The 24,023-nt window shown below is 43.0% G+C and carries 21 protein-coding genes and 1 pseudogene; 1 reads left to right on the top strand and 21 read right to left on the bottom strand.

All coding sequences use genetic code 11. The annotated features are described in order from the left end of the window. Window positions 1-7 precede the first annotated feature (7 nt). Both AC50YG_RS15215 and AC50YG_RS15210 read right to left on the bottom strand, forming a co-directional pair. Window positions 8-4,278, bottom strand: a pseudogene (locus AC50YG_RS15215) (LamG-like jellyroll fold domain-containing protein); the annotation flags it as partial. Between the two features lie 679 nt (window positions 4,279-4,957). Then, entirely contained in the window at window positions 4,958-6,103 is a 1,146-nt protein-coding gene (locus AC50YG_RS15210; RefSeq protein WP_494827865.1) for a WD40/YVTN/BNR-like repeat-containing protein, read from the bottom strand. A gap of 248 nt (window positions 6,104-6,351) precedes the next feature. Between AC50YG_RS15210 and AC50YG_RS15205 the strand changes: the two genes are divergently transcribed. Next, complete coding sequence (locus AC50YG_RS15205) at window positions 6,352-8,361, top strand: acyltransferase family protein (protein WP_494827863.1); 2,010 nt, start codon at window positions 6,352-6,354, stop codon at window positions 8,359-8,361. Between the two features lie 120 nt (window positions 8,362-8,481). On the opposite strand, the gene AC50YG_RS15200 is transcribed toward AC50YG_RS15205, so the two are convergent. The 19 genes from AC50YG_RS15200 to AC50YG_RS15110 form a co-directional block, all read right to left on the bottom strand. Further along, entirely contained in the window at window positions 8,482-9,972 is a 1,491-nt protein-coding gene (locus AC50YG_RS15200; protein WP_494827862.1) for an RtcB family protein, read from the bottom strand. A 288-nt stretch (window positions 9,973-10,260) separates the two neighbouring features. After that, entirely contained in the window at window positions 10,261-11,478 is a 1,218-nt protein-coding gene (locus AC50YG_RS15195; RefSeq protein WP_494827860.1) for a glycoside hydrolase family 5 protein, read from the bottom strand. A gap of 365 nt (window positions 11,479-11,843) precedes the next feature. Continuing rightward, window positions 11,844-12,188, bottom strand: coding sequence for a hypothetical protein (locus AC50YG_RS15190; protein ID WP_494827859.1), 345 nt, complete (start codon window positions 12,186-12,188; stop codon window positions 11,844-11,846). Window positions 12,189-12,216: 28 nt separating this feature from the next. Continuing rightward, entirely contained in the window at window positions 12,217-12,588 is a 372-nt protein-coding gene (locus AC50YG_RS15185; protein ID WP_494827857.1) for a hypothetical protein, read from the bottom strand. Between the two features lie 358 nt (window positions 12,589-12,946). Next, window positions 12,947-13,282, bottom strand: a complete 336-nt coding sequence (locus AC50YG_RS15180; RefSeq protein WP_494827855.1) for an SRPBCC family protein — start codon at window positions 13,280-13,282, stop codon at window positions 12,947-12,949. A 29-nt stretch (window positions 13,283-13,311) separates the two neighbouring features. Continuing rightward, a complete protein-coding gene (locus AC50YG_RS15175) occupies window positions 13,312-13,743 on the bottom strand; it encodes a DUF1801 domain-containing protein (protein WP_494827853.1) in 432 nt (143 codons plus the stop codon). A 10-nt stretch (window positions 13,744-13,753) separates the two neighbouring features. Further along, window positions 13,754-14,134 (bottom strand): VOC family protein, encoded by a 381-nt coding sequence (locus AC50YG_RS15170; RefSeq protein ID WP_494827851.1) that lies wholly within the window; start codon window positions 14,132-14,134, stop codon window positions 13,754-13,756. A gap of 101 nt (window positions 14,135-14,235) precedes the next feature. Then, entirely contained in the window at window positions 14,236-14,730 is a 495-nt protein-coding gene (locus AC50YG_RS15165; RefSeq protein ID WP_494827850.1) for an NUDIX hydrolase, read from the bottom strand. 44 nt (window positions 14,731-14,774) lie between these two features. After that, window positions 14,775-15,815: a YfiT family bacillithiol transferase gene (locus AC50YG_RS15160; protein ID WP_494827849.1), complete on the bottom strand. Its 1,041-nt coding sequence runs from the start codon at window positions 15,813-15,815 to the stop codon at window positions 14,775-14,777. An 89-nt stretch (window positions 15,816-15,904) separates the two neighbouring features. Then, complete coding sequence (locus AC50YG_RS15155; protein WP_494827847.1) at window positions 15,905-16,651, bottom strand: sulfite exporter TauE/SafE family protein; 747 nt, start codon at window positions 16,649-16,651, stop codon at window positions 15,905-15,907. 30 nt (window positions 16,652-16,681) lie between these two features. Next, window positions 16,682-16,849 carry a hypothetical protein gene (locus AC50YG_RS15150; protein ID WP_494827845.1) on the bottom strand — a complete coding sequence of 56 codons (168 nt, stop codon included), beginning with the start codon at window positions 16,847-16,849 and terminating at the stop codon, window positions 16,682-16,684. A gap of 277 nt (window positions 16,850-17,126) precedes the next feature. Continuing rightward, window positions 17,127-17,693 (bottom strand): hypothetical protein, encoded by a 567-nt coding sequence (locus AC50YG_RS15145; RefSeq protein WP_494827844.1) that lies wholly within the window; start codon window positions 17,691-17,693, stop codon window positions 17,127-17,129. A gap of 36 nt (window positions 17,694-17,729) precedes the next feature. Continuing rightward, on the bottom strand, window positions 17,730-18,065 hold the full coding sequence (locus AC50YG_RS15140) for a hypothetical protein (protein WP_494827842.1): 336 nt from the start codon (window positions 18,063-18,065) through the stop codon (window positions 17,730-17,732). A gap of 698 nt (window positions 18,066-18,763) precedes the next feature. Then, window positions 18,764-19,174 carry a hypothetical protein gene (locus AC50YG_RS15135; RefSeq protein WP_494827841.1) on the bottom strand — a complete coding sequence of 137 codons (411 nt, stop codon included), beginning with the start codon at window positions 19,172-19,174 and terminating at the stop codon, window positions 18,764-18,766. A gap of 539 nt (window positions 19,175-19,713) precedes the next feature. Further along, the gene (locus AC50YG_RS15130) at window positions 19,714-20,355 is read right to left on the bottom strand and encodes an ABC-2 transporter permease (protein WP_494827840.1); all 642 of its coding nucleotides are present in this window, start codon (window positions 20,353-20,355) and stop codon (window positions 19,714-19,716) included. Beyond that, window positions 20,356-21,219 (bottom strand): ABC transporter ATP-binding protein, encoded by an 864-nt coding sequence (locus AC50YG_RS15125; protein WP_494827838.1) that lies wholly within the window; start codon window positions 21,217-21,219, stop codon window positions 20,356-20,358. 3 nt (window positions 21,220-21,222) lie between these two features. Beyond that, window positions 21,223-21,597 (bottom strand): GntR family transcriptional regulator, encoded by a 375-nt coding sequence (locus AC50YG_RS15120; protein ID WP_494827837.1) that lies wholly within the window; start codon window positions 21,595-21,597, stop codon window positions 21,223-21,225. Window positions 21,598-21,942: 345 nt separating this feature from the next. Next, window positions 21,943-22,497, bottom strand: coding sequence for a GNAT family N-acetyltransferase (locus AC50YG_RS15115; RefSeq protein WP_494827835.1), 555 nt, complete (start codon window positions 22,495-22,497; stop codon window positions 21,943-21,945). Between the two features lie 198 nt (window positions 22,498-22,695). Beyond that, complete coding sequence (locus AC50YG_RS15110) at window positions 22,696-23,460, bottom strand: ATP-grasp domain-containing protein (RefSeq protein ID WP_494827833.1); 765 nt, start codon at window positions 23,458-23,460, stop codon at window positions 22,696-22,698. Between the last annotated feature and the right edge of the window lie 563 nt (window positions 23,461-24,023).

Below are 24,023 nucleotides of genomic sequence, written 5' to 3'. Positions count from 1 at the left end.
ACTCCGCTCTCGTCACCGCAGCTTCCGGTTTAAATTGTCTTTCGCCAGTCCCGCTGAGGATATCGCGGGCAGCCAACGCACCAACCGCTTGCTGCTGCCATGCTTTCGTTACATCCTTGAAGCCGACTTTCTTGTACACGACAGCATATTTGCTGAAATGCTTGGACTTAAACACCACGCTGCCGCTTAATGAATCATATTTGCTATTTTTCACAGCTTCCAGCGCTCCACTATCCGTAATATAGCAAATAATGATTTGATACGGATTTTCACCAGGCTGCAATGAATATGGAATAGCTACAACAATATCCTCTCGCCCGTCAAAATCGCTGACCTTCACCCCATCCACTTCCAGCTGAAAGTCATAAACGACTGCGCCAGTCAATTGCTGCTGCGTCTCAGCAGGCAGCTTGGAAATATCCGCTTTCGTAATCGTAAGGCTCAAGCTTTTTAGAGCTGTGGCTTTATTATTTTCAAGCCATTTCAAGGATAGCGTTACGATGGCAAAGCCCGTATCGATTTCGAGCCACTCAGCTTTCTCTGTGCTTCCAGCTTCCAATAATCGCGTGAGTGGGATTTTTACTAGCCATTCCTTTGCCTCTGCATTTGAATTGATTTTCAGCTTGATTTTCCCATCAATGGCGCTTTCCAGCGCGGCCTTCACCGTATTTTCATCCAACTCCACCAACTGCTTGCCGCCTTCCGTTCCCTTAGGCGTAGCAGTAGGCTGCGATGAACTCGAACCGCCCGAAGGGCTAGATGTCGGATTCGGTGTCGCACTCGCGGTCGGCTGCGGCGTTGTACTGCTTGGCGTCGGCTCTGGTGTCGCACTTGCAGACGGCTCAGGCGTCGGTGTCGGCGTAGGAGTCGGTGTTGGACCCCCATCCACCTTCGAAACAATGACGGTTGCCTCCGCCGTCAAGTAGGTGCCGGCCACCTCGCCTTTCACCTTGAAAAGGCCTGTTTTGCTCACTTGCTCCTCATCTATTTTTCCCCATTGCACATTTGCATTTTGCTCGCTGCCATCGCTCTTGCTGACGGAAACGGAAGCTGGAAGCAATGTTACTGCTCCTACAGCCGCTCTGACCTGTATAGGATTTATTGCTGTTATGACCGCTCCAGGCGCCGTTCTCAGTCTTAAAACAGTGACCGAATAGGCGGGGAAATCGTACGTAAAGGATTGGCCTAATCCGGCAACCTCCTTCACCTCCGGCAATACGTTTTCCGGTGTGGCAAACGAGTTTTCCTCCGCCGCCGATGCCGCTTTCAGCTCCAGCACGGTAGCGCTGCCGTCGATATAATCAGCATCCACATTTACGATTGAGGTTTGCTCGCTGCCGCCAATATTCACGACCTTGACGATCAGATCACCTGTCTTGTCATCCTTCGTAGTCACGCTGTACAGCGGGCCGGGGTCCCGATCGACCTCATGCACCAAAACACCATCCAAATAACAGCGGATGAGCGAGCCCTGCAATTCGATTTTAATATCATACCAACGATTGGCTTCAACTCCGCTGTTCAAGGAATTGCTGAGGTTCGACTTGGTGCCGCCAACCGCCTGCTCAATGACGGTCAACGTATTGTTCCAGCCGCCAAGGTTCCACCAATAATAATTGTCGGTATCCTTAGCGCCAAATCCGATCAGGAAGCCTTCGGAGCCCGCCGCCTTCTTCGCTTTCAAATGCATCGTGTAATTGCTCCATTGCTGGCCTTCCTTCAATAGAAGCCGCGCATCCGTTGTACTGGACGAGGTTTGCTTGAGCACGCCGCTGTCAATCGACCAAGCGCCCTTGAAGCTGCTCCACTGCGAAAGCGTCAACGGATCGCTGAAATCATTTTGCAGCAAAATCGTACCGTCGTTAGCCGTAACCGTTACCTCATCATACTCTACAGCTGTGTTCCAAGAGCCGAGTGCAATCGAGCCTTGGACGGTGCTGCTGCTATAGCTTTTATTTTTCTGAAGCTGGGACGGCATAAGCTGCTGACCGACATGGCGGCTGAACAGCTGCTGCACGTAATAGTTCGGTGTCCCATACGCCTGGCTGTTGTCAAACCAGATTAAATCGGTCGTCCACTGCGTGTTGCCTTGCCTTGCAAATAATGGCGCGAACGAAGACATTGCCACAACATCCGAATTGCGTTCAAGCCCCGTCATAAATGCCGCTTCGGCGAGGGCGCTTTCCATATTGTTTTTTTTGCCCGTTCCGTGCGCTGCATATTCGCCTACAAAAACCTTCGGCCCGCTGCGGCTGTAATGGTCATACCGATTGACATTATTGTAAAACCACTGCGGGCTCTGATACATATGCTCATCGACCAAATCCGCTTTATTGCCATTGCTTCCAAGCCAATCATAAGCATAATGGAACATCGAATCTTCTGGAAAAGCGCCCGCACTCAGCACCAGCTGAATGTCGGGATATTTTGCTTTTATCGCATCATAAAAAACTTCATACCGGTCCAAATAATCCTGGCCCCACAATTCATTGCCAACGCCAAGATATTTCATATTAAATGGTTCCGGATGACCACTCGCAGCGCGCACTGCCCCCCAAGTAGAATCAACTGGTCCATTCGCGTATTCTATGAGATCGAGCGCATCTTGAATATAGGGGCCAAGCTCGTTCATTGGCACTTTCGGCGGATTGCCGTGACAGGACACTTGGCCGATAAAAATAATCGGCAAAGGCTCGGCGCCAATAGCTGGAAATATTCCTGAAAGCCGAGGCCGAACGATTGATAATAATTGGCCGCCCATTGATTCCGCTGGATTTGGCGCTCTGCTACGTCGCCGATTGTATTTTTCCATCTGTAGCGATTTTCAAGAGAGCCGCCCTCCACGATACAGCCGCCTGGAAAACGAAGAAATCCCGGATTTAAATCGTCAAGCATTTCGGCTAGATCGTAGCGCAGCCCGTTTGTGCGGTTTTGCCACGTCTTCTCCGGGAACAGCGACACCATATCCAAATCGATAACCGCCAGCTCCGTTCCGATAACGACGAGCTTTGCGTTCGTGCTGGCGGCATTCGTTTGAATGGCACAGCCAACCTTCTGCCAATCAGCTGTAAGGTCCTTCACCTCACAGGAGCCATAAACCACGTCGTCTTGTCCTCTAAGCTGGGCAACTAGCGGCTTCGTCAAAGGGCTTGCGCTCCGTGCATAAACGCTGAAATTATATGTTTCGCCGCTGGCAACAGCTATGCCCGAGTAGCCTGCATTCGCTAGCTCAACCGCTGCTCCCGTATCACTGCCCGCATTCGTAATCGTCAGGCGCGCAAATCGCGGATTGCTGGCGTTCAGCGGCTCGTCGGTCGCGGTGGCGAGCTCGCCCACAGCACCGCCATATGCGACTTTGCTCCAAGCAAACAAAGAGGTGCCGAATTCGAAGGAGCGATTTTGCACCAATTCACCATATAACCCGCCATCCGCCGCATAGTTGATATCCTCATAGAAAATGCCGTATAGCGTAGGGCTCACCTCATGAGCCGCCTCTCTGCCATTAATATTCAAGGTATAGGATGCCGAATTCAGCTCCCATACTACGATGGTAAAGGACTTTGTATCCTGCTCGGCCCCTTTGGCAATCGTCGCTGTAAGGATGACCGTCTTATCGCCAAGTCCCGCTTCCGGACGCGTTACCTTCCCTTCTGCACTTACCGTTGCCGGGTCAGAAGAAGCCCAAGAAATGACCGTTCCTCCAGGGCCCGCCGCCGGTAGTGACAGATCCTTCGTCTGCTGCGTCGTATCGCCCAGCTCCAGCCAGTTTTTATCATACGCAATGATTTCGATATCGCTTAACGCCTCTCCGACCAGTGAGACAAGCTCACTTGCAGACAAAGCGCGGTCATAGATGCGGAAATCGTCTATTTTGCCATCATAATAAGGATCAGCCGCAAACTGGGATTTGCCAATATAATTGTTCGTCGTAAAGCCAAGCTCGGAGGGATCATTTTGCATATTGCTTACGGTGGCCACTTGAATGCCATTGATAAACATCGTATACGTGTTGCCGGAAATGACAACCGCTACATGCTGCCATGAGCTGGAGGCCGTAAAAACCGGGCCAGCCAAAGCATTTTCACCGTTGCCTTGGGGAAGCGCCGCGAAATGGGCAACGCCCGAATGATTTTTCAAAGTCAGAAACATCCAATTTGTCGTACTGGTGCCAAAATCAAACACTCGCGCCCACGTTCCCAAGCTGTCCACCTTCACCCAAGTGGCAATGGTCATATCATGGGTGGACGAAAGCACACCATCGGGCAGTTTAACATAACCATCCGTTCCATTTAAATCAACGGCTCCGTTTATTTTGCCATCTGCCGTGAAGGCCACTCCTCCTGATAATAGGCCGTCATGCCCGTTCGGAGAGCGGTCTTTCACCGTGCTGCCTGCTGTTTCATCAAAGTTGTAATGAAGCAGCAGACCAGCAGAGACTGCTGAAGCTGTTGCTTCTTCATGAGCTGTTTCATCAAGAGTTATATCTTCAGTGACCATTTCTTCAGCAGTTGGGTCAGCCGTTTCTGATACAGCAGCTTCTGTTACAACATCCTCCGCATTTGTATAAATCGTATGCTCATCATTTGCAAACACCGGGGACACAACAGAGAAGCACAGCAACAGCACCATCGTGCTTGCTATGACATCTCGTAAAAGCTTATTGCGCAAAAAAACCATGAAAGTTGAACCTCCTTGTTTTTATTGGCATGCGTGTTCACGTTCTTCACAAATGATAAAGCGTTTACATAAGTTGTTGAATACAGATTTATGGTGGAAATGTGTAAATTTATGTTTGAATTGGAACTTTATCAAAAAGAGAAGCACACCAAAAAAACCTCTTGGCCATTTGCCAAGAGGTTTTTTTGTCCAGACAGCAGCCGACCGTTTAGCCCGTGCTGAAGGCGGCTATGTTAGAAAGATTGTCAGTTTGCTCATGCTGCATATAGTCTAAAGCTGCCTATGGCTTAGTCGGAATTTCAAGTTTGGTATACCAGGTTTTCCCCCCGTCCACTGTGCTGTAGATTGCTGGGGAATTCAGGCTCGTATCCGCCATATACCCGACATAGGTGCTCGTGAACGAAATCGTGTTGGCATAACCGACCGTATCCGACGGCGCAAACCAGGTTTGTCCGCCATTGGAGGAGCGTCCAATGCCGATGCGCTGCGCCGCTGGGGAATACGCGCTCAAAATCGCTGTGCCCCCCACCAGCTCAAGGTCGCTCGGATGTCCGCCCGGTGATGCCGGCCCTTGTGAAACAAGTCCCTTTGCTTCTCCAGGCGCGCTGCCACCGCCCGCTGTGCTCTGGCTAATGACCTTGCGCCAGCTTGCACCGTTGTTAGCCGAAGCGTATACCGAATAAGATTGCTGCGACATGCCCGCTCCACCATTAAATTGCGCCCATACCCCAGTGCCATCTGCAACGATTTTACCACCGCTCAGCTCGTCCGCCTTCACATGAAGGGAAGTCGTCCAGGTCACGCCTCCGTCCGTCGTTCTCGACAGGTTATAGCCGAGACCCGGCAGGATGACTAGTGCCCAGCCCTGCTTGTCATTTACAAACTCCGCATAGCGCGTGTTTGCCGGGGTTGCGATTTTCGCCCAGCTTTTCCCGCCATCCTTCGTTTTATAGGCAAAGGCATTCGTATAACCAAAGCCATTATTTTTATCTATAAAATGAATGCGCTGCAGTTGAAGAGTGCCTGTAGGCAGCTTCGTAAACTTGCTTCCGCCATCCGTCGTATACAGCAAAGCGTTCGGACCATTGCTCGCAGATTTTGCTAGCGCCCAGCCTGTTGTATTGGAGATGAAATCGAGCTGTGTGAACTGCCATGTCCCTTTATATATCGACTGCCAATGGGAGCCAGAATCAGATGTCCCGATGAGAAAGCCATTGCCGGCAGCCCGTCCTGTCGTTGCATTTAAAAATTGAATATCGCTAAAATGGTAGGCGCTGTCGCCTGCCGGCTTTCCGCTGAACAAACCCTGCTCAGCTGTAGCGTCCGCTGCCCCAGCTGTCGGCAATATCGTTGCCAAGCCAATCGCAATAGCCGCTGCTGCCATCATGCTTTTCCCTTTGGAGATCGATCGTGTGGATGTTTTCATTATGAATGTCCTCCTGCTTCGTAGGTGGTTTAATAAACATTTTGACTCTGCCTTCTTAATACCCTTCATCCACCAAAACGAATCTTATCCCTAAATAGTTGCATGGTAAAAGAACACAATTTTAATAACTGATTTGTAACTATTTATCCTTTGCATTTTTCTATAATCATTATGATAATAAAGGTTACAGCCCTCATTCAATTTTAATGTTGTGCAACAAAATTAGACATAGGCAGGTAAGAGGCAGAATGGACAACGGCAAGCAGTCACAAGGACATATCGCGCGAAGTGCACATGAGCAACAGGGAAACAAAACGTACAGGGCTGGGCTTGACGGAATTAGGGCAATCGCTGTAATTGCGGTTATTTTGTACCATCTTCATCCCGGATGGATGCCGGGCGGACTGCTCGGTGTAGGCATCTTTTTTGTCCTATCCGGCTATTTGATCACTAGTATATTAATGCATGAGCTAGAACGACATGGAAAAATAGATTTGAAAGCTTTTTGGATCCGTCGGGCAAAAAGATTGCTTCCCGGCATGCTGTTTATGATTACGGTCACCGGGGCAGCGACCCTGCTGTTTTCTTTTCCGCATTGGTCTCCCTTTTTAACCGACTTACCTGGTGTGCTGCTATATGTGAGCAATTGGTGGCTTATTTTACATAATGTTTCTTATTTCGAAAGCTTTGGCCCCGCCTCGCCGCTCGGCCATCTATGGTCACTTGCTGTAGAAGAACAGTTTTATTTGGTGTGGCCGCTTATGCTCTTAGCGGGTCTTCGTTTTTTGAAACGGCGCCGTGCGCTGCTGCTGGGCATACTCGCACTGGCCCTATTGTCGGCCGCTGCTATGGCATGGCTATACCAGCCTGACAGTGATCCGAGCCGTGTTTATTATGGAACAGATACGCGCATGTTCGGCCTGCTCATCGGGGCAGCGCTTGCTCTTATATGGCCGTTTCATAAGCTCAAACCACGCGTTTCCAATGAAGCGAAGCTTACGCTTGATATAATCGGCGGAACCGCGCTGCTTATCTCGCTGCTTGCTTTTTGGTATACGAATGAGTATCAGCCCTTCTTATATCTTGGAGGCATGCTGCTGCTGTCCTTTGTATCGATGCTGCTCATTATGACAGCGGCGCATCCAGCCAGCCGAATCGGTCGTTTATTATCGATTCAGCCGCTTCGTTTTATCGGTGTTCGTTCCTATGGACTTTATTTGTGGCATTATCCGGTCATAATTTTGACGAGTCCGGCTGTGGATACGGGTGAAATTTCGATGATGCGCCTAAGTTTGCAGCTTGTGTTGATGCTTGTGCTTGCCACCGTATCCTATAAATATGTTGAACAACCCCTTCGTCACGGAAGCATTAGAAAGCTGTGCAGGCAATTCCCCGCCTGGATAGCCGCCCATTCCTATCGAAGAGCCTTTATCGCCTTCTTCAGCGTGTGCTTATTCGTCACGTTTTCATTTGCCCTTCGAATGGACTGGTTAGATTCGATCTGGGGCAATAAGCCGCTCTCACATGTGCAGGCGTCGGGTAATTACGCCGCTGGAAATGCCGAAGCTCCGGGGACGGAGCCCAGTGTTGAAGGAAGCTCTGGTGCTGGGACGGGATCAGAATCGGGCGAGCTGGAGTCGGCCGCACCAGAGCAGACGCCGGCACCGAGCGGGGAGGCAAGTGCATGGGCAAGCCCCGAAGCAAGTAACGAGCCGATTTCGTCAGTGAAACCGACCGAGTCGGGTGGGGGCGGGGGCAAGAAGGCGCCAGAGCATGGGGCAGAACAGCCTTCTCATTCCGAAACAAAGGTGACCGCAATTGGAGATTCCGTTATGCTCGACATTCAGAGCGAGCTGGAAAAGCTCGTTCCCAGCATAGCGGTAGACGGTCAAATCGGCAGGCAAATGTCTGAGGCTCCACCTATTCTTGAACAGCTTCAGCAGCAAGGCACGCTTGGCGACACCGTTATTATTGAGCTCGGAACGAACGGCGCTTTTGCAAGCAAGCAGCTTTCGCGAATTTCTGATCTACTTAAGAATAATAAAAAAATTATATTGGTGAACACGAGGGTCCCTCGGCCGTGGGAGCAAATCGTCAACGATGCTCTAGCCAAAGCAGCCAGAGCGGGCAAAAATATGGTTCTCGTTGACTGGCACACTGCCAGCTCTGGCAAAGACGACTATTTTTCACAGGATGGTGTCCATCTAACAGCTAAAGGAGCGAAAGCGCTGGCGGCACTGATTGCCCGGGCTATTTAAAGCTTGGGTTTGCGGCACGTGCAACATCGCGCAACATCTTGTAACATCAAGAAACCGCTTGTCATTGTCTTTCGACATTCGACAGGCGGTTTTTTGGGGTTTAAAGCTATACACGGTTGGTTAGCCTTTAATCGTTAAAATCGGTTCTACTTCCGCTACGACTTGGGCCATGCCGTGCTCCTCATGGGATTCAATAATGGCATTGATATCCTTGTAGGCATAGGGAGCTTCCTTCTTTAATTCCTCTTCCCATTTCTTTAAAATATCCGGCCGCGATTTAATATCGTTGCGATTCGGATCAATCGGCGTGACCACATTAAACTTGGCAATAAACTCCCGGAATAAAGCATCATCCACCTTGATGGAGTCGCCTCGGGAAAGACTTCTGCCCGCGCCGTGGCTGGCACTGAACAGGCTCTCCCGATTGCCGAGTCCTGCAAGAATATAGCTTTTTGCACCCATCGATCCCGGGATGAATACAGGCTCCCCCGTATATTGAAAAGGCGTATTCATCATTTGTTCTGCCGACTTCGCTGTGCAGGCCCCTTTGCGGTGGATAAAACCCGCACTGCCATCGATCGTTTCTTCCCAAACAAAATTATGCGGCGCATCGTACAGCAATTGATAATCGAACGATTTCAAGCTTTGATGCAATGCTTTTTGCAGCATAAGTCCCAAAAACAAGCGATTCGCAAAAGCAAAATTAGCCGCATTGTGAAGGAGATTCCAGTAACGCTTCCATTGCAGCGCATACTGCTCAGATTGCGGCAGCACATAGATGCCATTGCTTGGATGCTTTAATGATGCTGGATAAATGTCTTTCAGCATTTCTTTTATATGGAGGCCTGCATGATGTCCAATCGATACGGAACCCGTATGAATCATCACAACCACTTGGCCCTTCTTAATATTCCACTCGTTAGCCAAGGCATGGTTGCGTATATTAACTACCTTTTGTATCTCTACAAAATGGTTCCCTCCGCCAATCGAGCCAATCTGGCTGTCATAGGAAAGCCCCGGGCTGCCTAGAAAGCTGTCGAGTCCGTCTACTTCGCCTGCAATAAACGAGCCAGAGCGGTTTACTCTGGAAAGGTCCCGCTCTTGCTGACTCGCGTTATAAAAATCCCATAGCCCTTCGCTTTTGCTCCCTTGATGCGATGCCAAAACACCCATTAAACCTTCTTTGAAAATCGCTTCGCGCTGCGACCTTGTCATCGGGATATTGCGTCCGCCTTCGAAGAAAATGTGGCGAATGTCGGCTTCCAATTTTTTGAGATTGGAACGAATGTCGTCCTCCTGAAGCGAAGTCGTGTACAGCCGCATGCCGCAGTTAATGTCATTGCCTACAGCTTGGGGTATGACGAAGCCTTTTGTAAGAATCGTCGTGCCAATCGGGATACCGCTTCCTTTATGGAAGTCCGGCGTAATTGAAACCTCTTCGATCTTGGCATCCGCATTTGAAAAATAGCCGGTCTGGTGCCGCTTCAGTGTTTCGACCGATTCATTCACCGTCAGGAGCTGGTCCAGCTCTGCCAACGCATTTTTTTCAAGCTTAATTTCGTCATTAATGAAAAATCGTATAGGTACATTACTGCTATTTTTAGTTTCCAATCAAGAACCATCCTTTTCTTCTGTTCGTTTATTTTTATGATTGAGCGTTTGAATGTTTTCGACAGAAATGCATAACATGGCTGCTCACCCTTTCGTTGTTGATCTATTTGATTTGCTCGATATACAATTGGTGTATGGGATACAGCATAATTAAAGCCGTATGATAGGTACATTTTCCATTTTAACGGCTAAAAGGTTATATCGTCCATCCTAACAATTTCTAAAAAAAACGACGCGCTCCTTTTTGCAAGGAGCACGCCGATTTCACCGATTCAGTTAAATGAGCAATTATTGGATGCCTTGCATAATTGCATTAATAATGCCTTGCTGTGTTACGGTGTTGTTGGAACGATTGAACAGCGCAAATCCGTGCTGGCCATTGTGGCCGTTATCCCAGTATACAGGAACCATTTTGTATCTCTTGGCGGTTGATGTAACGGCTTTGGCGAATGCTGCGCGGTACAAATTGTTTGTGGAATCATTTGCAGTTTTGTCAATCGCGCCAAATTCGCCAATTACAGCAGGGTAGCCTTGAGTCACAAACTTATTATACACGGAACTTAGCTGTGCGTTCAGGTAATCCTCCTGTCCCCAAGTAGACCTTTTGGAAGGATTCGTGGCAGTGGCTCCCCATTGCGTAATATTTCCGTTTTCCTCGCCTGCAAAATCCCAAGGGGAATAATAGTGTACGGAAATCATGATTCTTTTCTCCGAGATAGGGATTGTAGAGGACCTATACGTGTCCGTTGGGAGGACGAAGCCATAATTGCCAACGGTATGGTCAATATTCGTATTCCAGCCTGGAATCAGCAACCATCTGGCACTGTTATTGCCCCCGGTCTTCCTGACCGTATCCACGAAGATTTGATTGTATGCATTAAGATTAGCGTAGTAGGCCGAATTTGGATTTCCGTAAGTACCGTCAAACACTTCATTCATCGATTCCAAAATAAGCCGCTCGTCATAGTTGATAAACTTGTTGGCGATTTGCTGCCAAACACGCTGGTATTTCTCCTTGATGGCAGCCTGATTTCCGCTATTGACCAGCAACCATCCACCTTGGATGGAATTATAGCCATCGCCATGAATATTAATAACAACATATAGACCTTCATTGTAGGCATAGTCAACGACCGTTTTCACTCGGTCCAGCCAGGCGGAATTAATCGTATAGTTGGGAGCGCTTCCAATATGATTCAAGTAGGAGACGGGGATGCGAATCGTTTTAAAGCCTGCTGCCTTCACCTTTTTTATCAGCGCTGCTGTAATGACCGGATTGCCCCAGGCTGTCTCGCTTGGTGTACCATTCACCGTCGCCTCAAGCTGATTGCCCAAGTTCCATCCTGCACCCATTTCGGAAACGATTTGCGAAGCCTGCAATGACCTGAAATCGGATGTAATTGGTGTTGCTGCCGATGCCTGAGCGCTCCATCCCGTAAAAACTATGGTAGTCAGCAAGATAAAAGCTAAACTGCAAACGCCGTATTTCTTCATTTTTGCGAGCATGTCTAAACCTCCGCTAAGGTTATTTGGTTGTGCAACAAACAGAACCGTTACCATGATTACTCATAGTCAACGATACAAGAATCCCACGCCTCCCTTCTTCACCAATCTAGCTTGCGTTGTAATCAAGGATCGACATTTGCAAGCATAATCAACCAAAGGAATCATCCGTCTCCCCCTCAACACAATAACATATTATTGGAAAATAAGGCAATATATTCTCAATCATTTTAATAGCATATGCGACTCGTGATAACGCAAGTAAAGTCCTCATATAAACCAAAAAGCAGAAACCCCTGTATGAATAGGACCTTCTGCTTTTTGAATATATTATTTTGATTAAATCTGGTAGACGCATAAAACTACCCTTATTCAAGAATAAAGAAATCGTCAAAAGCTTCGCCTTCCAGCGTGAAAAGCAGCTTATATAATCCGATCTTTTTGGCTTTATATACAATTGGAATATAGGATACAACATAATCAAAGCCATATGAAATCAGTTCGTTATCTGTTGATTCATCCCACTTATCAAGGAATAAAGCTACACTTTCCATTTTAACGGTTAAAAATATATTATCGAAATCATCGCCAAATACTTCATGAAATTCAACTGGCTCTTCTTCAATATAGTTGTTAAAGCATATCCAAAAGCTAGCAAGAGTTGTCTTTTCAATGTCATATTGAATCGCCCATTGTTTTAATTCGTTGATCAATAGTGTCCCTACCTCATCTCCATATAAATTATTGCTTCATCGTTAGACGGTTTAATAACGCTTCTCCAGCGGACTTAAACACTCTATTTTTCCCAAAAAATTGTTCCACTTCGGATACAGCTGCTGGTCTATAACCTACGCCACAACCACAAGAATGATAAGTAAATCCATTACGATATAAAATCTCTACTTTCATCCACTGTTTAATATCATCTTTTTTAGGAGCCTGGAAGTCATGCCCCATATCCTTCATGATTTCACTGCATTGCGGACATTTATAATCCCTATTCCCTATTTCGGCTTTGCTTAGTTCTTGATCAGATGTTTGCTTGAATACTTTTCTACAGCTGAAACAGGCATAGATATCTTTATAGGGACCATACATGGCGTATCTGCACATAGCAATCACCTTCCTTCTAAATTATAAATCCCTCAGTGTTAATTCATCTATTAACTGTTTACTGTCCTTTATGACTAAAGTTTGATTGGGCCGATTAGGATTCCAACCCGCCTTCAAACCATAATCAATTAAGACAGATCTAATTAATGGCTTATAAAGATTAATATAATAGCACTCTTTCCAATCAAAAATGATCTCAATGAATGAATTACGATGTTTGCCAGAGTAAGCTCGAAAAACGACATCATATGATCTTTCGTTAACTACACCTATGAACAAACGATGACGTACAATAATAGGTATTAACTTTTTTCTAAATACCTTCATGTTTTCTCCTTGTTACTGACAAAGATTTCACCTAACGTTCTTCGATCCATATTTTTAATTGTTGATTTCGATGCTCTAAAAACTTTTTCATATATTTTTTAAGTATAAGTCTTTCAACTGCTTTTCCAATCAATCCAAATGGGGCTTCAAAATACAGCGTATCCGTCATTATAGTCTTATCACCTAGTTGCTTGAATTCGTGTACATGCCTTAAGCTTTTAAACGCTCCCTGTTGCATGTCATCGACAAATAAAAAAGGCTCCTGATATTCCGTCATTTTCGAGGTCAGCCTTTGTCTTACTAAGAAATGAGTGGCTTCAAAAGTTACGGTTTGACCTAATCCGATCGGTTCTGAGGCAGCTCCCATGATTTCCGCCCTTCATGCCCGCTGCGTTTTCAAATATTTTTTGTCGCTTCTATCCAATTGGTTGCCACTTCGATTAATTTATTTCGTTTATCTTCAAAATCACTGGCAGATGTAATATGTATGGTTGCTCTATCACCCGTAACCCAATCCAATAGTTCGGTCTCATCTTTAAAAAGGGGACCTTTATTCTCGTATGCTGTTTTCTTGGAACCACAATGAAAAACAAGGCGAAACCCTTCTTTCACCCGGAAGTTGAAGGTTATTCTATCTTGATTGTTCATGCAAAAACTCGGCGCATTCCATTTAATACGCTCTGTTATTTGATCATTAATACCTAAAATGATTTGGCGAGCCTCTTCAATCTCTGTTTTCAAGGGGTGCTCCAGTTGCCCAAGATATTCTGATACTTGTTCATTGTCAGAAAGCTTTTTCGATTGACTAGCTCGAATATTGTTATCCATTTCCCACCCCTTACTGTTTGTTGCCAACAGCAATCCATCTTCTATCTATATCTTCAAATACAAATTCCTTGTTGCTATAGTCCGTCGTTGACAAAGGTCGTACAATCTTAACTCCTAATTTCCTAAACTCATTCTCCATTTCCTCCTGGTTATTTGTTATAAAATAAGCATCATATCCATAACCATGAATTTCTCGATTAGGTGCGATAACTTCTTTAGTCGATTTTGTTAAAACAATCTCTATTTGATCCCTATATAAACAAATATGTGGTTCCTCTGAATCAAGATAACGAACGGCTCTAAATCCAAGTAATTCATAAAAGGCTGCTGTCTTGTTCATATCAGAGCTTGGAAAAATTTGAAGACAGTGCGTAAATCCCTTAGCCGACATATATTTTCATCCTCTCCTGAAATCTTTTCGGTTCAATCAGTAACTTAATATTAGACTTCTGTATCTTTTTCTAATCATTCTGATTTGGCCCCTATGCAGTCTTATTCAAATGGCTTTCCAAACTTATGTTTTAAATAGTATTTCAGTCCTGCTCGATCAACATCTGAAAATTGTCGCGGGTCATTTTTCATTAGTTGATAAATATCATCAATAGCTTCCCATCGAATATGTAAGGTTTCATCTCCTTCAGCTAATAATTGCCCCTCTGCTCTACAAATAAAGTACATTCCTATTGAGTCAACGGGTCCCTTAATGGTCTGATACACACAATAGGGCTCTAAGCATTCCACTTCAAATTCAGAATTAATGCCAACCGTGTCAATACGCTTTTCACTGCCTTCTACTTCTGTAACGATCAAACCTGTTTCTTCAAGTACCTCTCGTTTTAATCCATCTAATATAGATTCATAGGGTTCCAATCTTCCGCCAGGCAGTTCTATAGCTTCTTCATTTTTCTTATTACGAACTTGGACAATAATTTCAGTACCATTATTACGTTTTCTCTCAATAAATGCTCTTGCATTAACATAGAACATACCGTTGTCACCTCATAAATATGATTCTCCCAAACACCAAACTATTATTCCGATTCTAATATACTTTTTATAAAGTCGGTTTTTGCCTCCGTATAAGCTTCTCTGTCTTCTCTGTTTTCTTCTGCTAACTTTCTTTTTAGTTCGGCATATTGCTCAGCCAAATTAGGCTGTTCACGAAGTTTATTTCTGAATTTAATTTGTTGTCCCCAATGCTCTTCGTCCTCTAGCATCAAATGAAGATGACATTCTCTTCTATCATTTTTAACTTTGACAAAAAATCTTCTCCACTCATGTCCATCCAGTTCATATGGAACATAACTCCAATTATTAGCTTTCAAACTTTCAATGATCTCCTCTAAATCATTATAGGACTTGATTTTTGCCATCATATCAATAATTGGTTTGGCTGGAAGATTGGGAATTGAAGTACTACCAATATGTTCTATATCTCTCACTCCGAAAGGATAAAGAGTTTCTCTTAATCGCTTAACTTCTTGTGTCCCCTTTATTAACCAAGCGGGATCAGGGGTTTTAATTTCAACTGGTTCTGTGGCCCAAACTGGCCAGTTATTCGCTTGAACAGAAGATTGGATTTGAGCTATGTGATGCTGGTTATGCCATACAAATCTTTGAAGTGCTATATCCAATGTTATATCTCCTAAAACTTGAGTCTTCAAGATTCGCCTGAAATCTTCCGTTTTTAAATGGTTAAGCAAGATCAGAAATCGTCTATGCAATATTTCAATTAGTAATAAAGAGTCTTCAATAGGTATATTTTCATAGTCGCTTAATTGTGCCCATAAGTCTTCCCGATAAGAGTTTCCCATCGGTCCATCTTCCGTTAGCGCCCTCTTAAATCTTAAGTAAGCATTCATATCATTATCAGCAAGATGATGAACGATTTGCTTTATTGTCCAGCCATCTTTGCGGTATGGAATATTAATTTGAGCAGGCTCCAAATCATTCAAAATAGTCCTTAATGTCTTTGTAATTTTTGGTATTTGATTGATGAAGAAAACACGTTCTTCATTTGTTAAATTGATTACTGGTTTAAACTGACCTATAGGATACCGAATATGATCCACTTCTCAATCAACTCCCCTAGCAAGATTTTCAGTAATTATACTTAGGCTAATTCTACCCTCGTCACTTTAAAATTCACATGCAAGTTACTCTACACAAGCTTCAACGAACCCAGAATCGTCCACAACCCCGAGAGGATGATGAGCCACAAGGTCAGCTTTTTAAATAGCTGGTCATCTAGCTTTTTGATCGCTATAATGCCAATGAAAACACCGATTAACATGCTTGGGACAAATAGCGATGTGTACATCATCACTTTTGGAGTCAGCAGGCCGCTATAATAAAATGTACCGATTGTGATCATGTTTAAAATAACGCCGTAAACCGTGATGTTGGCTCTAAATTCATTTTTGCTGTATCCCTGATTGGACAAAAACAAAGCAACCGGAGGACCGCTGAGCGAGATGCTTCCATTTAATAACCCACTTGTCATGCCGATAGGTATAAAAGCGATTTTATCATTACGAACAGGGAAGGATTTCCCTGATAAAAGTATGCCAGCAAAAGCAATAATTAATATTCCCGTAAAGCCTTTTAAAAGATCTGCACGGAGATAGACCAGCAATAAGGTTCCCAGCGGGGCAGCCAATAGGCTGGAAAGGATTAATATCCATATTTTCTGAATGGCTACATGCCGCCAACTATTTAGGAGTACGATAATATTTGTACATAGACTGAGGATGACAACGATCGGAACGACCTCTTGCAGCGGAATCATTTTCACCAAAAAAGGCATGGTAACTAACGCGAAGCCAAAGCTCGTTAATCCTTGAACAAACCCCGCTGCCAGCACAATAAATATGCCTATGATGAGAAACATATTGATTTCAATGTCCATAAAAGCTCCTTATACTCCAAAAATGAGCCTTTAGTCGAAGCGCTGGGCTTCCTTCCATTGGCCCTTATCATATTTCTGTTTCTTGTTTTTATATAATCTTGTACCGAATTGCTCCGTTGGCGGTATAACCCGAATGATTCGGTTCGCCTCGATTGATTTCGTTAATACGATTTGGTAGTCCTCAAGTATGTATGCCATACGGATCTCTCGCCAATTCGCCAAATAATTGTGTTTTTCATTTGTTCCCCTAGCTGGGCTAGCGTTGCTATAGGCTTCTCAAATTTATCCCCTGTTGTAGCCCCTATAAAATGATTAAAATAGGTCGGCAAATCCTGCTCTTGCACTCTGAAAATAAAACCGTTATATCGCTTGCCATCTCTTTTGAAGCTCTTCAATGCCTTCATCCACCAGCAATCCAAAGAAAGATGTCCCGTCACTGGGAAACAGTTCGTTAAATCATGCCTAAGCTCATCTTCTATAAGCTTTTAAAATCTTGAAAATAATCGATATAGTATCCATCATACACCCAAGACTGTCCTTGTTTTTTATAAATATCTCTAATTTTATCCTTAGGTTTTCCGCAGTTCTCCAATAGCCAATCTTTCATGTATTCAATATCCCGGTTTTGATCTTTCCATATGAAATCCATAATGACAGATTCCATAGCAGCATTGTCTGGTACATAAATAACAAATGACGATTTAAAATAGGCTTTAAGCTCATAGCAAACATTTCGTAAAACGAATTGCGCTTTAGGATTTACTATGAATGCTCCCCATCTTATAAAATGATCAAATAGACATACTTTCTCTGATAAAGTTAAACCAAATCCTCCTGGCCCGCTAATAACGTGGGTCGCAGTTGAATCATCAAAGAAGAGTCGCCACTCTCTATTGTCTGTTGGATTTTGTCGTATAATTTCTTGAATAAAGGTATGAATTGCAGGAAAATGCGACTCCGTCTGAGTCAAATCTTCAAAAAACTGATTTATACCTGCTTCATTCAAGTAATGAGCCTGATAAGCTGTAAAATCCATCCCCATTTATTTTCCCCTCCACAGTGCTGCTCCACTCCCTAATCATTCCCGTAAATCCACGATCCATGAAAATTCTGTGGCTATTGCATACACGATTTCTTTAATTTCGTCTTCCATTTGCCCGGTGCTTGCTTGGGGGATATCTATTTCAATTAGATTTATTTCCTTAACATCATCTAAAGTATCAAAAGCATAGTTTCCATTCTGATTGGCAGAAATACCTTGTGCAGTAACTAGCTCACCACAAATCATTTTAGAGAAATTTAATCGACTGGTTAGTTCAAAATGTAAGGTTTCAACAAAAAAAGCTTCAATAATTTCTGTTCTAATCTTTTTGCTATAATGCTGATCCGAATATACACTTACATAGTCATACATATCATCACCCTCAAATGTCTCATCTGTACAATCTACAAAACCGATGCATACATGAATAATCTTTCAGTCTATTTCAGTATACCAAATTTAGAATTTTACAGTAAAAAAAGGAGCCGTTGCCTGCTTCAAATCGGCTTCGGATCCCGTACCTACTCGATCATTATTACAACTTACCGTATTGCTCTCAATAGCCCATTGATTAAAAATCCAACTGCATGCTATCCAGCTCCAACTGCTCAATAAATCGAGTTACATAATTGACGTGCTCCAGAAATGTCTAGCCAATGTCCGGCTTTTCGGAGCGTCCCATCCCGATCAAGTCTACCGCAATACAACGGTGAGAGGTGCCAATTGGCAGCGTTTCATGATTAGACATATGAGAGGCAGCTCCTTTTTGAAAGATTCAATTACTAGCCATATGGTATCATTCTCCCCTAAACCGCTCATTATAAAAAAGCACAGCCGTTTGAGTACAGGCGTTCCCGGCTCTAGCCCAAGAATGAGTGCGCTCTCCGCCGCTGCCGCTTCTACTAGAAAGCAATCATGAAAGCCTCTCCAGCGAAATATTTTCCTTTTGGACTAACTCCATCAAATATGGAAGGTTCTAATTTATACATTCTTCGATTTTAGATCATAGAAATGATTCCAATATACATGCCAATCATCGGGAATTTTTAATGAAACGAGTTCTAGAGTCATTAAAAACATCCTCCTTTAATTTCAATACCTGTTTTTGGATAAATTTCAATAAATAAATGCTTCCAATTACTCATAAAATCACTTTTAAAAGTCCTATTGTAGAACTCAATATGCTCATTCCAAAAATCAATGGAGTTACAATTGTATTCTCCAAGGATGAATGACGGATAATTATGAATTGAACTTGCCATCATACTTATTTTCTCCATCTCATTCAAACGAATTAATTCTATTAAGCTGCTTATTATGTACTGAATAGGTGCAATGCTTAAATAGACGCGTTCGATATTTTTTGCTCTTGCAAAAGGTCTAAATCTCTCCAGTATAGAAATTATCGATTCTTTATAGGGATTAGCTTCTTTGAATGCTCTTAAATTGTTTATAAGTTTTTGGATTGAACGATAGTTCATTTTCACCTCCTTCTCTAACCAGTCTTGATAGGTATACAGTATTTGATTCAATACAGGATTTAATGGTTCAGACCTAATGTAGATAAAAAGATAGTGCAGCGAATTCATTACGTTTTTTGCATACATCTTTTCAAATATATGAATCAACTTCCTTCGAGTTATTATATCGTTGCAGCCATCTTTAAATCAGCGTCTAACATCTAAACCTGACTTGCATAAGATGCTATCCTGCTCGTTGCATTGCTAACGGTGAAGAGCCTATTTTTTTCTAATTCGTGAAATGCCATATATAACAGCAAAAATTACGAAGCCTACAAATACGAATAGATTAGTTATTGGCTCATTAATTTTAGGAATTGAATCTTGAAAAATCTTTAAAAAAATGAATACTCCTACGGTTAAAATAATTACGATTGTAGATAATGGCTTCATTATTTCCCTCCCTAATTACCAACATCCGATGTAGGTTGCATTCAATAAGAATGCCTGCTTATAGCGACTACGATTCCGCGTGAAGTAGTGGCGGCGCTACTCTTACATTACTTGAACTCTTTCTTCCGATGAATGTGGACTGACACAAAATAGGATATGACAAACAGGATTGTTGCCATACACGAAGAAATCATACCAACCAGCGGGTGACGAAGCTGCATGCCTCCTGTAACAGGGGCCAGTAATGCGGCAAGTACCAACATCATCCCTATCGCAGCAAAGCCCGAGAAAAATACGACAAGTTCATTTTTTCCCGTGCCGATCTTCAACATGATCGGATACATCAAAGACACTAATGTGATCGACAACGTCAACCCGAATCCATAACTATGTATCACAATCTTAGGATCGAGTTCAAAACCTGCAACGTACACAATGCCAAGCGTAAGCAAACTCATCATCACACCAAGGAGGATTAGTAAGGTAAATGACACATACTTCGCCCCAATAATGGTACGACGCCTGATCGGCAGCGTCAGTTCAAACTTGTTCCATTTAGAAGTTTCATCCACTCGCAGCGAGGTACCGGTATTGACAACAAACAGGAATATTTGTATGGACAAAATCATGGGAATCACGGCCGACTCCTTAAGAACCAAAGGAACCAATGATAAAAATCCAGCCATTATTAAGGAAAGTCGGATATTGCTTGCCATGGAATAAAAATTGTTGCGGAGCAGTCCCCTCATTTATTGATCCCCCTTGACTAATAACAACATAATTTCATCAATGGTTATATCATCAATGATGATTTCACGATGCTTTTTGGCAAACATAGCTTTGTCAGAGATCAACAATTCGATCTGCAGTCCTCTTTTCCTGTATGCGAGATACTCCAACTTGTCAATAATCTGAAACTGCTCCGATTTGCAACGAGCAATTCCGTAATTGTATAAAAGCGTATCTTTTTTCTCTGTTAAAATGATTTTTCCATTGTGAATAAATGTGATATAGTCTGCAATTTTTTCCAAGTCGCTGGTGATGTGGGAAGACATGAGAATGGAATGTTCTTCATCTTCCACAAACTCTAAAAATAAATCCAGCATCTCTTCTCTGACAACAGGGTCAAGTCCAGAAGTCGCCTCGTCCAACAGCAACAGTTTTGCTCCATGTGACATAGCCACTGCCGTGGCCAACTTCATCGTCATGCCACGCGACAAGTCTTTTACTTTAATGTGAGCAGGCACCTGAAGTCTGCGAATTAGACTCTGAAAGAGATCATCGTCCCATTTTTGATAAATATCTTTGAACACTGCAGCTAACTTATCAGCAGTGAGATCCCCCGGAAAATTAATGGCATCAAACACAACCCCGATATGGTTGCGAATATCCGGTTGCTCATCTGTCATCTCCTCCCCAAAAATTTCGATCTTTCCGCTGTCTCTCCTGATTGTATTCAAAATTGAACTAAACGTCGTTGTCTTGCCCGCTCCATTCTCCCCCACAAATCCCATGATACTTCCTTGAGGAATTGAAAAAGAGACATTATCCAAACGAAAATTAGACCCGGCATAGGCCGTCGACAGATTTTTAACTTCCAAACAATAATTCATCGGCTAGTCCCCCTTGTAGAACATGTTTAGTAGCTCCGTAAGCTGTTCTAATTTTATGCCGCTTGTTCGTGCGGTTTCCGCAGCCAGCATTAAATACTCTTCAATTTTTTTCTGCTGCTCTTCTTGTATAAAATCCCGATTCTGTGCAGATATAAAACTGCCTCGTCCAACTGTCGTTTCAATAAACCCATCTCGTTGCAAATCTTCATATGCCTTTTGCACTGTAATTACACTTACATGAATCGTCTTGGCGAGCGAGCGCATAGACGGAATCGGGTCGCCTGTTTTTAATTCTCCCTGCATTACCATTGCTTTGATTTGTGTTGTAATTTGTTCATAGATAGGCTTACTCGAGTTGCTGCTGATAATAATTTCCAATCAAGCTCACTTCCCAACAATGTACTTATCATTGCAGTACATTATATATCACTACAGTACAATTTTCAATAGAACATCCTAGTGAACTTCCCGTGCACCCTGTCCCTCATTTTTATTACATTGAAATTTAAGTGAAATTATAGCTTAATTGGATCGACCGGTCGGGTTTCGAGAAGGGTAAGCGAGGAACAAAATGCGTTTATTTCGCGGAGTGACAAAACAATTGATTATGGAGAAGGCTGGAATAATGTTTTCGTATAGGGGTTTACCATGCCTTAAGCATGAATGATATCTGCATATTAGAAAATATAGGAAAAGGAAGCTTACATCGTCACTTTCAATCAATTAAACTTTGGAATTACCACTCCACTCTTCACCAATCATCCCGTAAGTTACTCGATCTAAATATTTGCCGTTTAGAAATTCGAAGCATCGAACGGTTCCCTCTTCCTTAAACCCTAGGCGCTCTGGAACGGCTCTACTTCTAATATTGCTGGTAGCCATGCATATTTCAACTTTGTTTAATTTAAGTTCTTCAAAAGCATGTTTCATAAATACGGAACATGCCTTAGTTGCTAAACCTATTCCTTCAAAATCCTGAGATAACCAATATCCGATTTCCGTCTTCTTGCTTTGCCAATCAAAATATATATAGCCAATTGATCCTGCGAGTTTTCCTTTATGCCAAATCCCAACCCAATAACCGTTATTAACTGCAAATGAACTTAATGTTCGTTCGATAAATTTCCTTGTATCGTTTATTTCGTGTGTGTGATTGGGAAAATCAAGCCATTCTCCTATAGAATCTCGACTATTATCAATTAGCTCATATAATTCCTCCGCGTGTCGATTTTCTAAAAATGAAACGTAGGAATCCTGATCTATGATTGATTTGAACATATTTTGCCCCCTAAGAAACTGACTTTTGGATTTGCATGTGATTTGACTTATCGTTCCCCATCTACAACATAACCCGGCCCTAGATAACTATTATCTTAGGTCGGGTCGCGTGTTGTCTGAATATTCTTCTCCGCTAGTATATCTGATAGTAAAGTTGTACGTCTTTGTAGCCCAGAGCCAGATAAGATGCCCCTTAACCTATAATCTTCTTAAATAATCCGTAGTCCCGGTTAATTCTGACCATCTAGCAGAGAGAAATTTCGCATAGTTCAGAGGACTGATGCCATAACTCCCTAGCGAATGACCATCGTTTATTTCTACCAGCTTCATATTTCCTTCTTGATCTATTCCAAAATCCATCCCATATGCAGCTGGCGCATCAATAAAATCCCTAACCGCACTTTTTATAATATTTAAATCTAATTTCGAATCCCAAGCACCTTTATAATATCTAATATCAAGTATTTGTCCGTATCGTATAAAACAACGCCATTCCGTTGTAAAATCAATAACTTCTGAGCACCAAATATTCGTATCCTCATTTTCTTCAACTAATCCGATAAAATCTTTATATTCTCTTACAACGGTTCCAGCAAACTTTTTTGTAATGTCTTTTGGCTTTATAAAAACGTTCCAGTTCTGTTTATTTTCAAAAAGCTCTTGAGTAGTTGTCGTCCATATTTTTCTGCCAAAATAATGAGACAAGGAATTCGGATAATCGATTTCTCCTTGATTCCTTTCTACACCTAAAATTTCAAGACGCTTTCTCACATTGCCAATTCCGCCAACTACTAAATCTTCGGGATTATTTTCTTTGATTTCTGCTATATCACTAAACTTAATGGTCTCCCACCCTAATGACGTAAAACCTTCGTTTGCAATAAAAGCATTCACATTATAGAATTCTCCGTTTTTATTTGCCTGTAAATATGCTTTCATCCTGTACAGCTCTCCTTTATCCATTAAACCAAACTCCTAAATCCACAGCTTGAATACGATACTATGCAATGCCTTTTCTTTTTTAATATCAGCACTCAAATAAGGGTTTACTGGAAATTATTAATTTATCTTGTTCATCCAAATGTTTCAAAATCTTGTCAACGTCACTTAAATCTAATGTCTTGTTAACTATTAAATGTTGTATATTAAAGCCTGGCGGATCAAGGTTATCCCTGCTAAAATGTTTTACTAGTTTTTGGGGAGTTGTTACAAGACACCATCGTTTGCTTCCATCAGTAAAAGTAAGCGTAATTTCGACTAAATCAAAATCATTAATATCATCATCAAATTTCCAGCATTCTAATAACGGTATTGAAACAATACCTTCTATAAAATAATATTTTGAAATTCATACTGCTCTTCCATGATTTCCTTTTACTCTATACTTTTCCTCATCTTCCTTTATGATTTTATAGGTTTTCCCTTTGCTTATCGCATGGCCGTAATTACCTATGCTACTGCAAGTAACATATCTATCTTCCATGATTTCACTCACTTCTAATTTTCTTATTTAGCGGCGGTTTTTC

It is taken from the genome of Paenibacillus sp. J31R34, from assembly GCF_059383715.1.
The sequence above is the reverse complement of the archived record's forward strand: the minus strand, read 5'-3'. Positions and strand labels throughout refer to the sequence as shown.